This is a genomic window from Kordia antarctica, assembly GCF_009901525.1.
Taxonomy (GTDB): domain Bacteria; phylum Bacteroidota; class Bacteroidia; order Flavobacteriales; family Flavobacteriaceae; genus Kordia; species Kordia antarctica.
Genome location: NZ_CP019288.1, coordinates 4,381,642 through 4,397,489, shown reverse-complemented (window position 1 = coordinate 4,397,489; position 15,848 = coordinate 4,381,642). Strand labels below are relative to the sequence as shown.

Genomic DNA, 15,848 nt, shown 5'->3' with positions numbered 1-15,848 from the left:
GCTTGTTTTAATTTGTTATTCGTTGAGATTGTCTAGTATTTCTTTGGCAATTTTATAATCGTCAAAATCAGTTCGGTTGCCTTTTACTTCTTGGTAGGTTTCATGTCCTTTTCCTGCAATGAGAATGATATCATTTTCATTAGCCATTTGACACGCCGTTTTTATAGCTTGCTTCCGATCTGTGATTGAAAGTGTTTTTTTATAATTTTGTGGCTCTACTCCTTTTTCAATTGCTTCAATTATTGCATCAGGATCTTCACTTCTCGGGTTGTCCGATGTAAATATTGCTTTCGTACTCAGCGTTGACGCAATGTTGCCCATTTTTGGACGTTTGGTAACATCTCTATCGCCGCCACAACCAACAACGGTAATTAATTGTTCATTTCCTGTGCGAATATTATTGATCGTTTCCAACACGTTTTTTAAAGCATCTGGTGTGTGCGCATAATCAATAATTGTGGTGATTTTATTTTTTGTGATAAAATATTCAAAGCGACCACTTACACTTTCCAGTTCACTGATTAATCGTAATATTTCAATTTGTTCTAAGCCTAATAATTCCGCCGTAGCGTAAATAGACAATAGGTTATACGCGTTGAAATTTCCAATTAATTTCGTCCAAACTTCGTTGTCATTTATCTTTAAGAGCAATCCTGCCAACCTGTTTTCCAAGATTTGCGCACGATAATCTGCATACGTTTTTAGTGCATATGTGTATTTTTTAGCTCTGGTATTTTGCAACATCACCAAACCATTTTTGTCATCTATATTGACCAACGCAAACGCTTCTTTTGGCAATTCATCAAAGAATTTCTTTTTTACATCTCTATATTCTGCAAACGTATCGTGATAGTCTAAATGATCGTGCGATAAATTTGTAAAAATGCCACCTTGAAACACAAGTCCAGCAGTTCTTTTTTGATGAATTCCGTGTGACGAAACTTCCATGAAGCAAAATTCTACACCTTCATGATTCATTTCTTTCAAATATCGATTGATTGTTAACGAATCTGGCGTTGTATGCGTTGCTTTGTATTCTGTATTATCAACCAAAACTTTTACCGTAGATAACAATCCTACTTTGTAACCTGCTTTTTTGAACAGATGATATAATAAGGTAGCAATCGTCGTTTTTCCGTTGGTTCCTGTAACTCCAATAAGTTTCAAGTTTTCCGAAGGATTTCCATAATAATTTGCTGCCATTATTGCCAACGCACTGTTTCCGTTTGCAACTTGTACATACGTGATTCCGTTTACTATTTCTGCTGGAATTTCTTCACAGATAATTGCAATCGCACCTAATTTTATCGCTTTATTTATATAACTATGTCCATCAACTTCATATCCTTTGATCGCAATAAAAACATCGTTTGATTCTACTTTGCGTGAATCAAAAACAAGTTCGCGCACCGAGATTGTCGTGTCGCCAGTAACAGCTTCGAGAGGAACTTTGTATAATATGTCTTTTAATATGTTCACGATAATTCTAATACAATGCTTTTTTGTGATTCTATTTTAATTCCTGCTTCAATGGATTGCTTCGTTACTTTTCCATTTCCTTTGATTTCTACGCGCAATCCCAAATTTTCTAGTAACGGAATTGCGTCCATTGCTGGCATTCCGATAACATTTGGCATGATGGTTTTGTATTTTCTCGATTTCTCGCGATAATTCTCATAGTCCGTCGAAACCGTTCCGTGTACAGTATTAATATTTTCTACTTGATCGAATATTGGCGTATCCGTATATATTTTGTGTGCAATTTTCTTGAATACTGGTCCAGAAACATCTGCTCCGTAATACCCAATTTTACGATCTGGTTCATGAATCACAACGATACATGAGTATTTTGGATTCTCCACAGGGAAAAAACCTGAAAACGTAGAAATGTATTGAAGCTTATCTTTATCGCCGTCTCCATAATTTTTTTGACAGGTTCCTGTTTTTCCTGCCATTGAAAAATCTGGGGAATACAAACTATTTCCTGTTCCGTGTTTTTTCTCCACTACATTTTGCATCATTTTCGTCACTTTCGCTACCGTTTCTTTGGAACAAATTGACGGATTGATGATTTCTTTTTCAAATACTTTTTCGCTTGCGTACCAGTTTTCACGAACTGCTTTTACAAATCGTGGGCGCACCATTTCACCATCATTCGCTATTGCGTTATAGAATGTCAATGTTTGTAATGGTGTTAATGAAACTCCATATCCAAAAGCCATCCACGGAAGTGTTGTGCCATACCAACCTTTTTTATCGTTTGGATGCGGAATGATTGGTGCTCCTTCACCTGCAATTGGTAAGTCTAGTTTTTTATTCAAACCCATATTATAGAGTCTGTCCACAAATTTTTCTGGATTTTTATTGTAGAAATCATAGATTATTTTCACAATTCCCACATTAGATGACACTTCAAATGCTTCAGAAGCAGAAATTTTTCCATAACCGCGATGATTTGAATCTTCTACGACATCTCCATAAAAAGTCAACTTTCCATTTCCTGTGTCAACTACATAATTACTATCAATCACTCTGTCTTCTAGCGCCGCAACCATTGCCATTAATTTGAATGTAGAACCTGGTTCGTGCGATTCGCCAACAGCATAATTTAGACGTTCGTAATACTTTCCTTTTTTGTTTCTTCCTAAGTTTGAAATGGCTTTGATTTCTCCAGTTGCAACTTCCATTACTACCACACAACCATGATCTGCTTTGTATTTTTCTAGCTGTTCTAATAATGCATGATGCGCAATATCTTGCACATTTACATTGATCGTAGAAATAATATCATATCCATCTTGTGGTTCTAATTCATTATCGCCAGAAACTGGTTTCCATTGTCCTTTCGCTATTTTTTGCTCCAATCGTCTTCCTTCTTTTCCACGCAAGTATTCGCTAAAAGCACTTTCTAAACCAACTCCTTTTTGTCCTTCACGCTGATGTCCAACAGTACGTTCTGCAATTTTCCCGATAGGATGTTCGCGAACCGTTTTTACTTTATCAATAAATCCACCTTTGATTGTCCCAAGTTTGAAGATTGGAAATTGCTTGATGCGAATGTATTGTGAGTAACTTAGCTTGCGCGCAATTCTCAAGTATTGATTTTTATTCTTTCGTGCAGTCACGAGCATTTGATCATAGTGTGCAGAAGATTTCCCAAACATTGCCGATAATGAATCTGCTAACGGCTTTACATTGTCAAAAAATATTTTTTTGTTGACCGTTTTTGTATCAAAAAAGATATCATATTTAGGAACCGAAGTTGCTAATAAACTTCCATCATCTGCATAAACATTTCCGCGACTTGGAGCAATGACCGCATTTCTGAACGTTTGTTCTTGCGCCATTTCCTTGTATTTTTCACCTTCAATAAATTGAATATTGACCAATTGCACCACAACCGCTATTGCGAAGAGAAACATACCTCCTGCAATAAAATATAAACGATTCAATATGTTTTTATCGGTTACTGGCATTCTTGATTATTGTTGTGATTTTACTCTTATTTTCTTTGGCGGATTTTCAGAAGGCGCCAATCCTCTTGATGCTACTTTTTTGGTGATGTACGATTCTAATTTTAGCTGCTGTAATGTTGTTCGTGCATCTACAAATTCACTTTTTAACTCTTTTACTTGTTCGTTGAGTTTTGCAATTTTGTGAACTTTTTCGTCTGCCCAATGCGAACTTGCAATCATAATTAACGCTAGAAACGAAGCAAACACAATGAAACGCCAATTTTTTATTGCGTCATCTTTGATGAGAAACTTCCCTTTTAGGATGTCATATATATTTTGCTTTACCATTATTAGACACGTTCTGCTATTCTTAGTTTTGCGCTGCGCGCTCTGTTATTTATTTTTATTTCTTCTTTTGAAGGAATAATTAAACCACCAACTTTTTTAAATGGAACTTCAAACCGTCCATAGAAATCTTTTTCTGGTTCACCTTCAAATAATCCGTTTCGGATGAATCGTTTTACCAATCTATCTTCTAAAGAATGATAACTTATTAAACTCATTCGTCCGCCAGACTCTAACATATCGAGTGTTTCTAATAGAAATTCTTTTAAAGCTTCAATTTCTTGATTGACTTCTATTCGAATTGCTTGATAGATTTGCGCTAATATTTTATGCTCTTTATAGTTTGGTAAGAATCGTTTTAACGCTACTCGTAATTCTTCCGTAGTTTTAATTGGTTTTTCTTCTCTCACTTCTATAATTCGAGCTGCAATTGCTTTAGAATTTCTCAATTCACCATATGAAAATAGAAGTGATATTAAATCTCTTTCTGAATATTCATTAACCACATGAAACGCCGAAATTTCTCCTTCTTGATCCATTCGCATGTCCAAATCAGCTTCAAATCGTAATGAAAAACCGCGTTCTGCAACATCAAATTGATGTGACGAAACGCCAAAATCTCCTAAAATTCCATCTACTTTTTTGATTCCATAAAATCGTAAGAACTTTTTTAGATGTCTAAAGTTTTGACTTATCAACTTAAATCGCGGATCATCAATTGCATTTTCCAACGCATCTTGATCTTGATCAAAAGCAAACAGTTTCCCATTTTCTCCCAAACGACTCAAAATTTCTTTTGAATGTCCGCCGCCGCCAAAAGTTACATCGACATACACGCCATCTTCTTTGATGTTGAGTCCATCAACCGTTTCTTTTAATAATACTGGATTATGATATTCCATCTCCATCGTCATTTCCCATTACTTTTTCGGCTAAATCGCCAATATCTACTGAAGCATCATCCGTTGCCGTTTCATACTTTTCTTTATCCCAAATTTCAACACTATTGATCGCTGACGACACTACTATTTCTTTTTTGATACCTGCAAAAACCACTAAGTCTTTCGGAATCAATAAGCGTCCTGCGGAGTCAATATCAACCATTCGCACACCTTTGTTAAATCTTCGAATGAAATCGACATTTTCTCTCTTAAAACGACTAAGTTTGTTCAGTTTTTCCGTGACTTTGTCCCATTCGCTCATCGGATGCAACTCTAAACACGAACCAAATAAACCTTCTTTTATGACAAAACCTTCTTGCAATATTGGAGACAACTGCTTTTTCAAGTCAGCAGGAACAAGCATTCGCCCTTTCGCGTCTACTTTACATTCGTATGTTCCAATTAAATTTATCACGTGAGAATTTGGTTTGCCTATTATTAGATTCAAATATATTGAAAATTTTACCACATTTTACCACTTTATACCACTTTCTGTCACATTGTTGATAAGTTTTTGTGTGAAACCAAGTAAAATCGTTCAAACATCTTAAAAATCAAAGTCTTAAAAAAGTGATACTTCAAGATCAGAATTGCCCTTTTTTCGGGTATATTTAAGCTGTTTTTATATTTTTTGAGACATTTTAAAAAAACCATTTTAATAATTTCGAAATGCCTATATTTGTCTCTTGTAAAAAAACCAATAGCCATTAATGAAAGAAAGCTTTAAAAAGGAAGGTAAATTCAATTATCTCGAACTGGGAGAAGGAACACCTATCGTTATTCTGCATGGCTTAATGGGCGGTTTGAGCAATTTTGAAGCCGTTACCAAAAATTTTTCCGCAAAAGGATACAAAGTTCTAATTCCTGAGTTGCCTATTTACACAAAACCACTTTTAAAGACAACCGTGAAGAATTTTGCGAAGTATGTCAGAGAGTTTATTCTTCATAAAAAGCTTGACAAAGTAATTTTATTAGGAAATTCTTTAGGTGGACATATCGGATTGTTACACACAAAGTTATATCCTGAGTTGGTGAAAGGTTTAGTGATTACAGGAAGTTCCGGATTGTATGAAAACTCAATGGGCGTTGGATATCCAAAACGTGGTGATTACGAGTTTATTAAGAAGAAAAGTGAAGATGTTTTTTACGATCCAACAATTGCTACTAAAGAAATTGTGGACGAAGTTTTTGCCACTGTAAACGATCGAAGCAGATTGATAAAAACGCTGGCAATTGCTAAAAGTGCTATTCGTCATAACATGGGAAAAGATTTGCCTAAAATGAATATTCCTGTGGGCATTATTTGGGGAAAAAACGATACTGTTACGCCTCCAAATGTTGCAGATGAGTTTCATGAATTGCTTCCCGATTCTGATTTATATTGGATTGATAAATGTGGACATGCGCCAATGATGGAACATCCAACTGAATTCAACGAACATCTACAAGATTGGTTGACAAAACGTAATTTTTAAGCTACAAACTGTTATGAAGATAAAATCTGCCGAATTTGTGATGAGCAATTCGGACGTTGCGAAATGTCCAAAAAATCCAATTCCCGAATATGCTTTTATTGGGCGTTCTAATGTTGGAAAATCTTCATTGATTAATATGTTAACGCAACGTAAAAGTTTAGCAAAAACTTCTGGAAGACCAGGAAAGACACAGCTTATTAATCATTTTAAGATTAATAATGAATGGTTTTTAGTCGATTTACCTGGTTACGGTTACGCAAAAACTTCGAAGACTAGCAAGCGTGTTTTTCAAAAGTTTATTACCGAATATTTTAGCAAGCGTACACAATTGATTTGTGGTTTTGTATTGGTTGATATTCGTCACGAACCGCAAAAAGTAGATTTGGAGTTTATGCAATGGTTGGGCGAAAACCAGATTCCGTTTTGTATTGTTTTTACAAAAGCTGACAAATTGCCTCCTTCGCAGATTGACAAACACGTAAACGCATACAGAGATAAATTGTTAGAAGATGTTTGGGAAGAAATGCCAAAACATTTTGTGACGTCTTCGTCAAAAGCAATTGGGCGTGAAGAAGTGATTAATTATATTGGTCAAATTAATAAAGATTTGAAAAATTCATAGTTTTCGTTTTTATCAATTGAATTAATTCTTCCGTATTTTCTAGTTGTTCAATATCACTTTTCGAAATCCATTCCGTTAATTTTTGATTTTCTTCCAAAAAAATAACAGGATATTTTGCGTCTTTATTTTTATAATTCGCTTCAAATTCATCACTGTGTAAAAATTCTAGCGGAAGCTTTGTTGTTTCTCTAAATTGCTTCCATTGTTCGTTTTCCGAAAATGTATCGTGTGTTATTGAACATAAGTCACATTGATAGGTTTTTGGACTTATTAGTTTGTGTGCAATATCGAGCAAACTGTTTACTTTCCCTGATGTTGCGTTGTATACGAAGATGATTTTTTTCATTTTTTTGGGTTTTGGGTTTTGGGTTTTGGGTTTTGGGTTTTGGGTTTTGGGTTTTGGGTTTTGGGTTTTCGCTACTAATTTGTTACACAAATTTACTCGAAATGATGCTCTTGCTTTGAATTATAATAAATCTTGATTCTTACATCTTTGTGCTATTTTCTATTTTCTAAAATCCGAATACTCAACACTACTAAAAGTCATGAATCTTAATTCTAACATCTTTGTGCTATTTTCTATTTATTTAATCTTGTACAAAGAAGCATTTCTCGATACTAATTTGTTGTACAAATTCACTCGAAATGACGTACTTGGTTTTATTCTAATTCTGAACAATCTTGAATCTAACATCTTTGCTCTATTTTCTATTATCTAACATCTCAATACAAAATACTCACAACTCAATACTACTAAAAGTCGTAATAAATAGCGTTTCCTTTTCAGCTATCTCAGAATTTCATACTTTTAGTTAATTAAAATTCAAAATTATGCAAGCTACAACTGTTGATGAAGTGATTTCTTTTTTAGATCAAATTATTGAAGATAACAAAGAAATTCCGAGTACGATGGGTTATTTCGCAGCATTGTATCATAAAGTGACTTGCAAAGTGAAAGAAGGAATTGAAAATCATTTTTTTGATGATAATCCCCGAATGGAACATTTGGACGTCATTTTTGCGAATAGATATTTGCAAGCGTATACCGATTTTAAAAATAATACAACGCCGAGTAAATCGTGGCAAGTTGCGTTTGAAAAAGCAGATGATTATTGGTTTATTGTGTTACAACATATATTACTTGGTATGAATGCACATATTAATTTGGATTTAGGAATTGCTGCCGCAGAGGTGATGAAAGGTGAAAATATTAATGATTTGAAAGGTGATTTTGATAAGATTAATGTGATTTTGGGCGAATTGGTACACGATGTCGAAAAGGAATTGTCATTAATTTGGACAACACTCACAAAAATTCTGAAAGAAACAGAACGATTTGATACTATTTTGATTGATTTTAGCATGAAACTTGCCAGAGATGGCGCATGGAAATACGCAACGTCATTAGCAAATTCGCCAGCAACCAATTGGCCTCAATTAATTTCCGCAAGAGATCAAAGAATCACCGAGAAAGTAAAGTTAGTGACAGATCCTGGTTTTTTCGCGAATCTTATATTGAAAATTATTCGCTTGGAAGAAACTGGTTCAATTAAAACAAGAATTGAGATTTTACAGAAAGATTAATTGCAAACTAAATTTGATATATTTCTGAGTACTTTTAAGCGAAAGCTTACTCCTTAACAATCTCTAATTTTTCAGCAAAATAATCGCAGAAATCAAGCATTGTTGCGCTCATTTTTTCATCATTTGTTGCACGCTGAAATGATTTTGCCATCGACACTAATGTTTGATGATAAAACACTTTCATTTCATCGACAGGCATGTCTTTTGTCCATAAATCAATTCGCAAACTTTCTTGTGCCTTGTGATCCCAAACCGACAACATTACTGCTTTTGTAGCTTCAGTATTGATTCCGCCATCTTTTGCTGTCCAATTGATTGCTTCTGGAACATTATTTTCATCTACGGTCACCGCAATTTTTATTTCAGAATTGAGTTTGTTCGCCATTATTTCTTGGGTTTGTACTTTGAATTGTTAAAAATTTCGTCTGGAGTTTTCACTAATAATTCCTGCAAAGATACATCATTATTTTTCATGTACGCGTCCACAATTTGAGCACCAATATAGCGACCAATTCCGCCAGGAGATTCACTGTCCAATTCTAAGTAAAACTTGGAGAAAGGTGCTAAGTTTAGAAACCGATTATCCAACTTATTATCAGTACTGTACAGCAATTCTTTTTCAATAAAATACGTCCAAATTTGCGCTTCATTTTCGGCTGACCAATTAATTTGACGTTCCGTATATCCAAATTGTTTTGCTTTGCTGACAGTTGGCACTAAAAGCGATTTGATATATTGCACTTTTCCATAATATATTATGTTGCTTAAAAAAGTACGTTCGCGCGCAGGTTGCACTTGTGAAAAAGCAAATTCGTTTGCAATATCTACTGGAATCATTTCTTTTTCAAAATTCTGCACTATATATTGTTGTATTCCTTCGTAATATTTATGATTTCCACCTAAATACGTATTCAACGCAATTAAAATCATGCTGTTTGTTAAGATGATATTTTTGCGATAATCTTCCGTAGTAACGGTAAAAACTTCGGGCGTTCCATATTCAGGAAAGTAAAATTTTATGTGTTGCAAAACCGATACAATATCTTTTTGAACTGGAGCAAAATCTGTAAAAACGGCATCTATTTCTTGCTTTAATTCTTTTTGTAAAGGATCGCGCATCGTGTAAACCCAAGTAGAATCGGGAATAGAACTCGGAAAAAATTGCGGATATACTTCTTTTAACTTGGGTAAATCTGAAGGTGAAGCATTTAAGAAAACTTGCTCAAATCGGCTTACGTTTACATCTATTGGAATGGCTGCAATTTCTTTTTCCAGCAAGTTTTCATTGGCACAACCAATTACTAGTAATAATAATATGTATACTATATTTTTCATAATTTTTATATGGACACAATGTAAATCCTAAAATGATATTCAAATGTGAGTTTAGACTTCATAAATCATTAGTAAAAAACTAAATTTTCAAGTTCTTATTTTTCATTTTCTTTGCTCGCACAAAAGATACTGAATCAAGTTCAGCACAGGCGTCAACAAAAGAAAGTGCGCTTTTTCCAGAGGTATTTTTAGCCGAAAAGGCTAAAATCGCATCTATTTTTCTAAATTTTCTCCAAGGCTTCGGAAATTCTTAACGAAAAATAACTGCTATACTTCGGAAGAAGAACAAGTTACAAGCACATTTAGTGATTAGTCATATCAAGTTCACATTAATTATAAACACATAAACGCGATCTAGGCTCGTAAATTTTAATCTGCTTCTATTTTTGTCTGCAAATTTACTTTTTTTATCTTGTAAAAAAATTGAAATACATGAAATGAGCCATAATAATTTTCTTGAAAGTAATTGAAATGTTTATTGGCAAATTCCATCTGACAGAAATATTAAAATAAAAATAAATACATGAAAACTGAAAAGGTTATTGATCATATTGTAAAGTGGCTGAAAGAGTATGCAACGAATGCAAAAGTGAACGGATTTGTTATAGGAGTTTCTGGAGGAATTGATTCCGCGGTAACTTCTACCTTGTGTGCAAAAACAGGATTACCTGTATTGTGTATTGAAATGCCTATTCATCAAGCGGCAAGTCATGTTTCGCGTGGACAGGAACATATAAAGCAATTAAAAGAACGTTTTGATAATGTGAGTGATGTTCGCGCAGATTTAACGCCAGTTTTTGAAGAATTTAAAACAGAAGTTACCTTAGAAGGCGAAAAAGCAACAGTTGATATGGCTTTGGCGAACACAAGAGCGCGTTTGCGAATGACAACTTTATATTATTATGCTGGACTATTAGGAAGATTGGTTGCTGGAACAGGAAACAAAGTAGAAGATTTTGGCGTCGGGTTTTATACCAAATATGGAGATGGCGGCGTTGATTTGAGTCCAATTGCGGACCTAATGAAAAGCGAAGTTTATCAATTAGGTGAGTTATTAAAAGTTCCCAAATCTATCATGAAAGCTGCTCCTTCCGATGGTTTATTTGGTGATGCCAGAAGCGATGAAGATCAGATTGGCGCTAACTACGATGAGCTTGAATGGGCTATGCAAATGCATGAAGAAAGAAAAACCGCAGAAGACTTTACTGGAAGACAACAAGAAGTTTTTAAAATTTACAAACGATACAATTCCTCTAACCGACATAAAATGATTCCAATTCCAGTCTGCAAAATACCGCAAAATCTTACATAAAATTTCATCTTTTTTAATCGTTATTATAAAAATTTGTTTAAATTTGTTGTTACAGACCCCCTAAACCTGAAATAAAAATTGATTCGTTTTTATGTTAGCATGACATAACGAGCCTTTCTTTATGTGATGGTCTGATTTAATAATAACTTTAAAAACTAAATTATGGTTAAAGTATTAATTGCAGACAATCATCCCATTGTTCGAAAAGGAATTAAATCCTTGTTTAAGAACTCTACTGAGATTGATGTAGTAGGTAAAGCTGCTACAACTTCTGAGCTTTTTGATTTTATTAGTCAAGAGCACGTAGATGTTATTTTACTTGAGATGGATCTCCCAGAGGTCAATGGTATTACTGCATTGCGAAGATTGAAAAAAGACTTCGCCGAGATGAAAGTAATTATGTTTAGCTCACATTCAGAAGATGTTTACGCAGTAAGCACTCTGAGAGCTGGAGCATCCGGTTACTTATCAAAATCCGTCGCTACAAATGTTATTAAAGACGCTATTGTTAAAGTTGCTAATGGAGGAATCTATATTAGCAACGAATTAGCACAACGTCTAGCATTTGATGAAAGCACGAACAAACCCCGTAGATTCTTCAGACGTTTATCTACAAGAGAAGTTGAAGTGTTAAAACTTTTAGCTTCAGGTAAACGTAACAAGCATGTTGCCGAAGAGTTGAACCTAAACGAAAAAACTGTGAGCACGTACAAGGCTCGCCTAATGCGAAAGTTGAATGTAGACAACCTAGTTGATCTATTACAACAAGCAAAAGCATTAGAATTGCTGTAAATGCATTGTAGAGAATTTATTCTCTATGAACAGTTAAAATTTTTATGATGATATGTGTAGATCCTTTTAGAGTTTACATGTGTCATCATTTTTTTAATCATAAAGTCTTCGAGGAAAACTTACACAACCGCCGCAAATAAGCAATGTTGAGTTCCGCGTTTTTATATGTTTGATGAGTTTCTTTTCTAGTGGAGAAAGTGGTAGTTTTTCTTTTTCTTCTAAATGTTCTAATGCTTTGATTCCAAAAGCTTGTAATTCGGGATTAAACGATTTTAACCATTTCCTAAAATGTTTTGCATTTCTGATGTTATCAAAATAGAAATCATCATGTTGCAAAGCTCCATTCATTATGGGTGAAAAACCACAATGAAATCCGTAAGTTTTCATTGTTTTAAATTGATCTATGAAATCTGAAACTCCAAATTTAGTTTCGTATAATTCATTGTGCAACTCGATATGTGCATATAATTTTTTGTAATCAAAATAAGAATTTACGCTTCCCGTTTTAGCGTGATAACTAATTAAACCAATGATAGAATCGTTTTTTGAAAACATATGCACTTTGTATTCTTTGTGCCTTTGATATTTACCATAGGGAAAATTGACTAGAATAGTATAGACCGTTTGTTTTAAATTATTTTCTAACTTCCTTTCAAATATAAAACCATTGCCTTGTAAATCGATATATACGATATGTTTAAATTTTTTCGCTTTGAGCGAGTCTATATTAAACTCTTGATAGTTTTTAAAATATCCTTGAAGTTCATAATCCGCTTCAATCTCTTCTTTATTTTGCGAGAATAAACACACTGATAGCAAAAAAAATGTACAAGTAATTATTTTTTTCATCTGAGAATTTTTCAAATTAAATATATACCAAATTTACAACACACGTTTCAATTGCTCAGAAAGTGCTTTTTTGAGAGATATGTAGTTGGTAATTTCTTCTAATACACTTTGAAGTTTTTCTAATTCAGCATTTTGCTGTAAACTGAGTTTGAGTTCTTCTATTTTTAGATTGATTAAGAAGCAACGCAAACTTAAGATAGTTTCACTTGTCAATTGTGCAATGGTTTCTTCTTTAGTTTTCACAAAAATGTTTTGCGCTTCCCAATTGTGCAATTCATAACGTTCTTCACGCATGAGAATGTCTGTAACTTCACTCGCTATTTCTGGCGCTATTTCGTTGACAAATGTGTCTAGTTCTAAAGTTCCCGTTGTGTTTAATTTTTCAATAGCACTGTAATAGATTGCTTTGAAGGTTTCGTTTGCCAAGTCAATTTCATCTTGTTGTAGGTCTAAATAGAGTTTTTCAAAGACTTTTGCTTCAAATAATTCGCGCTCCATTTTTAATTCACCTTCATCATCTTCTTTCAAAATTAAGTCTTCAAACGTAGCTTCCATGTTTCCATAAAGCAATAATATTTCTATGATTTTTCGCTCTAAAACATATTGAACATCAACAGCTTCCGCTTTTTTCTCTGTTTTTATTACTTCGAAAGCCTTTTTTTCTTGCGTAGTTTTTTTATTCGCTTCCTTAATGTCTCTATTTTGAAGCTGCGCCAACGTCGCAAATAATACTTCTTCCGAAATATTCATAATCCTAGACGTTTCACGCAAGTATAATTCTTGTTTGATTCGATCCGAAACTTTAGAAATACTCGACATCATATCGTTGATAACTTCTGCTTTTTTTATCGGATCATTTTTGGCAACTTCCATCAGTAAAGAAGCTTTGTAACTGATGAAATCTTTTACATTATTTTCAAAGTATTCTAGTACGTCTTGTAGCGAATTGTTTTTAGCAAAACTATCAGGATCTTCTCCGTCAGGAAATGTACATACGCGTACATTCATGTCTTGTTCCAAAATTAAATCGACTCCACGGAGCGACGCGCGAATTCCTGCGGCATCTCCATCATAGAGAACCGTAATATTTTTTGTCAAACGGTTTATAAGCCGTATTTGATCCGCCGTTAAGGCAGTTCCAGAGGAAGAAACCACATTGTGAATTCCTGCTTGATGCATCTGAATTACGTCTGTATAACCTTCCACCAAGTAGCAATTATCTTCTTTTGCAATGGCTTGTTTTGCGTAATACAAACCGTATAATACTTTACTTTTATGGTAAATATCGCTTTCTGGCGAGTTGAGATATTTTGCCGCTTTTTTGGTATTTGTCAAAATTCGTCCACCAAAACCAAGTACGCGTCCACTCATACTGTGAATTGGAAACATGACTCTGCCTTTGAAACGATCAAAGCGTTTTTCATCTTTTACAATCGTCACACCTGTTTTGGCAAGATAATTTAAGTTGTACCCTTCTTTCAGTGCTGTTGTGGTAAACGCGTCCCATTCGTCCAAGGCATAACCCAATCCAAATTTCTTGATGGTTTCCGGTGTAAAACCACGTTCTTTAAAGTAAGTAAGTCCAATTGCTTTTCCTTGCGGCGATTCCCAAAGTATGTCTTGATGGTATTTTTTAGCATATTCAGAAACCAAAAACATGCTTTCCTTTTCGTTGGCTAATTCCTTTTCTTCGTCAGTTCGTTCGGTTTCTTCAACTTCAATTCCGTACTTATTTGCTAAGTATTTTATAGCTTCCGGATACGTAAAATGTTCGTGTTCCATTAGAAAAGCGACTGCATTTCCACCTTTTCCTGAACTGAAATCTTTCCAAATTTGCTTTACAGGCGATACCATAAATGATGGCGTACGTTCTTCCGAGAATGGACTGAGTCCTTTGAAATTACTTCCCGATTTTTTGAGTTGTACAAAATCGCCAATGACCTCTTCTACGCGAGCAGCGTCAAATACAGCATCTATGGTCGATTTTGAAATCAAAGTATGAAAGTTTAGGAATGAATGTTCAAAAATACTAAGTTTCCGCTAATTATGGATATAAATAGTAATAGTTTGTTCTTATGAATTTTACTTCTTCCAGCGGATGAAAAATTATTTTTTTCTATCAATTACATAATTCACCATGAGTTCTAATGAATCTTTGTATGTTGATTGAGGATAGGTTTCTAGGAGCGTAAGTGCTTTTTCTTGGTAGGTTTTCATTTGCGTAACTGCATATTCCAATCCGCCCGTTTTTTTTACGAATGCAATGACTTCTTTAACTCTTTTTTTGTCTTTGTTATGATTTTTCACAGAATTAATCGCCCATTTTTTCTCTTCATTCGTGCAATGATTGAGCGCGTAAATTAGCGGAAGTGTCATTTTTTGCTCTTTAATATCGATTCCTGTTGGCTTCCCGATTTGCGTATTTCCGTAATCAAATAAGTCATCTTTTATCTGAAAAGCCATTCCGATATGTTCACCGAATAATCGCATGCGTTCTACTTCTTCATCAGAAGCATTTACAGATTTTGCGCCCATTGCACAACAAGCCGCAATTAACGTTGCTGTTTTTTGTCGGATGATTTCGTAGTAAATATCTTCTGTAATGTCTAATCTACGTGCTTTTTCAATTTGCAACAATTCGCCTTCACTCATTTCGCGCACAGCGACAGAAATAATTTTTAGCAAGTCAAAATCGCCATTATCAATGGAAAGCAATAGTCCTTTCGAGAGTAAATAATCGCCCACTAAAACGGCAATTTTATTTTTCCATAAGGCATTTATAGAGAAAAAACCGCGTCTTCTATTGGAATCATCTACAACATCATCATGTACTAAAGTTGCTGTATGAATGAGTTCAATGACAGAAGCGCCACGATACGTTCGTTCGTTTACAATTCCATCAGAAGTCATTTTGGAAACTAGAAAGACAAACATAGGACGCATTTGTTTTCCTTTACGATTTACGATGTAATGTGTAATTCTGTTGAATAGCGCAACTTTGGAAATCATAGAACTGGAAAACTTTTTTTCAAAGAGTTCCATTTCCTTTTGAATTGGTTGTTTAATTTGCGCAACTACTTTCATTCTTTGTCAAAGATAGAGAGTTATTCATTTAAAATCATATTTTTTTGTAACTTT

The 15,848-nt window shown here is 34.3% G+C and carries 16 protein-coding genes; 5 read left to right on the top strand and 11 right to left on the bottom strand.

What is annotated here, in order from left to right:
- Window positions 1-15: 15 nt before the first annotated feature.
- The 5 genes from IMCC3317_RS18415 to mraZ are packed head-to-tail and all read right to left on the bottom strand — an operon-like array spanning window position 16 to window position 5,156.
- The gene (locus tag IMCC3317_RS18415) at window positions 16-1,479 is read right to left on the bottom strand and encodes a UDP-N-acetylmuramoyl-L-alanyl-D-glutamate--2,6-diaminopimelate ligase (RefSeq protein ID WP_160130950.1); all 1,464 of its coding nucleotides are present in this window, start codon (window positions 1,477-1,479) and stop codon (window positions 16-18) included.
- Window positions 1,476-3,476, bottom strand: coding sequence for a penicillin-binding protein (locus tag IMCC3317_RS18410; protein ID WP_160130949.1), 2,001 nt, complete (start codon window positions 3,474-3,476; stop codon window positions 1,476-1,478). Before IMCC3317_RS18410 ends, IMCC3317_RS18415 begins: the two co-directional genes overlap by 4 nt.
- 6 nt (window positions 3,477-3,482) lie before the next feature.
- Entirely contained in the window at window positions 3,483-3,803 is a 321-nt protein-coding gene (locus tag IMCC3317_RS18405; RefSeq protein ID WP_160130948.1) for an FtsL-like putative cell division protein, read from the bottom strand.
- Between the two features lie 2 nt (window positions 3,804-3,805).
- Entirely contained in the window at window positions 3,806-4,702 is an 897-nt protein-coding gene (gene rsmH / locus IMCC3317_RS18400) for a 16S rRNA (cytosine(1402)-N(4))-methyltransferase RsmH (protein ID WP_160130947.1), read from the bottom strand.
- The gene (gene mraZ, locus IMCC3317_RS18395) at window positions 4,689-5,156 is read right to left on the bottom strand and encodes a division/cell wall cluster transcriptional repressor MraZ (protein ID WP_160130946.1); all 468 of its coding nucleotides are present in this window, start codon (window positions 5,154-5,156) and stop codon (window positions 4,689-4,691) included. Before mraZ ends, rsmH begins: the two co-directional genes overlap by 14 nt.
- A 295-nt stretch (window positions 5,157-5,451) precedes the next feature.
- Here mraZ and IMCC3317_RS18390 point away from each other — a divergent pair, with 295 nt between their 5' ends.
- The gene (locus tag IMCC3317_RS18390) at window positions 5,452-6,216 is read left to right on the top strand and encodes an alpha/beta fold hydrolase (protein ID WP_160130945.1); all 765 of its coding nucleotides are present in this window, start codon (window positions 5,452-5,454) and stop codon (window positions 6,214-6,216) included.
- Between the two features lie 13 nt (window positions 6,217-6,229).
- Entirely contained in the window at window positions 6,230-6,838 is a 609-nt protein-coding gene (gene yihA, locus IMCC3317_RS18385) for a ribosome biogenesis GTP-binding protein YihA/YsxC (RefSeq protein WP_160130944.1), read from the top strand.
- Here the strand turns inward: yihA and IMCC3317_RS18380 are convergent.
- On the bottom strand, window positions 6,813-7,184 hold the full coding sequence (locus IMCC3317_RS18380) for a GTPase (RefSeq protein WP_160130943.1): 372 nt from the start codon (window positions 7,182-7,184) through the stop codon (window positions 6,813-6,815). The genes yihA and IMCC3317_RS18380 overlap by 26 nt on opposite strands.
- 485 nt (window positions 7,185-7,669) lie before the next feature.
- Between IMCC3317_RS18380 and IMCC3317_RS18375 the strand changes: the two genes are divergently transcribed.
- Complete coding sequence (locus tag IMCC3317_RS18375; RefSeq protein WP_160130942.1) at window positions 7,670-8,422, top strand: DUF5995 family protein; 753 nt, start codon at window positions 7,670-7,672, stop codon at window positions 8,420-8,422.
- Between the two features lie 46 nt (window positions 8,423-8,468).
- Here the strand turns inward: IMCC3317_RS18375 and gldC are convergent, their stop codons facing one another.
- Both gldC and gldB read right to left on the bottom strand, forming a co-directional pair.
- Window positions 8,469-8,807, bottom strand: coding sequence for a gliding motility protein GldC (gldC, locus tag IMCC3317_RS18370; protein ID WP_160130941.1), 339 nt, complete (start codon window positions 8,805-8,807; stop codon window positions 8,469-8,471).
- Window positions 8,807-9,757, bottom strand: a complete 951-nt coding sequence (gldB, locus tag IMCC3317_RS18365; protein ID WP_160130940.1) for a gliding motility lipoprotein GldB — start codon at window positions 9,755-9,757, stop codon at window positions 8,807-8,809. The genes gldC and gldB overlap by 1 nt, the downstream gene beginning before the upstream one ends.
- A 523-nt stretch (window positions 9,758-10,280) precedes the next feature.
- On the opposite strand from gldB, the gene nadE reads away from it, so the two are divergent.
- Both nadE and IMCC3317_RS18355 read left to right on the top strand, forming a co-directional pair.
- Window positions 10,281-11,069: an NAD(+) synthase gene (nadE, locus tag IMCC3317_RS18360; RefSeq protein ID WP_160130939.1), complete on the top strand. Its 789-nt coding sequence runs from the start codon at window positions 10,281-10,283 to the stop codon at window positions 11,067-11,069.
- Window positions 11,070-11,231: 162 nt separating this feature from the next.
- Window positions 11,232-11,861 carry a response regulator gene (locus tag IMCC3317_RS18355; protein WP_160130938.1) on the top strand — a complete coding sequence of 210 codons (630 nt, stop codon included), beginning with the start codon at window positions 11,232-11,234 and terminating at the stop codon, window positions 11,859-11,861.
- Between the two features lie 93 nt (window positions 11,862-11,954).
- On the opposite strand, the gene IMCC3317_RS18350 is transcribed toward IMCC3317_RS18355, so the two are convergent.
- The 3 genes from IMCC3317_RS18350 to IMCC3317_RS18340 all read right to left on the bottom strand — a co-directional run bounded on the left by IMCC3317_RS18350 (window position 11,955) and on the right by IMCC3317_RS18340 (window position 15,794).
- Window positions 11,955-12,710, bottom strand: a complete 756-nt coding sequence (locus IMCC3317_RS18350) for a hypothetical protein (RefSeq protein WP_160130937.1) — start codon at window positions 12,708-12,710, stop codon at window positions 11,955-11,957.
- A gap of 33 nt (window positions 12,711-12,743) precedes the next feature.
- Complete coding sequence (gene dnaG, locus IMCC3317_RS18345) at window positions 12,744-14,705, bottom strand: DNA primase (protein WP_160130936.1); 1,962 nt, start codon at window positions 14,703-14,705, stop codon at window positions 12,744-12,746.
- Window positions 14,706-14,816: 111 nt separating this feature from the next.
- On the bottom strand, window positions 14,817-15,794 hold the full coding sequence (locus IMCC3317_RS18340; protein WP_160130935.1) for a polyprenyl synthetase family protein: 978 nt from the start codon (window positions 15,792-15,794) through the stop codon (window positions 14,817-14,819).
- Window positions 15,795-15,848 lie beyond the last annotated feature (54 nt).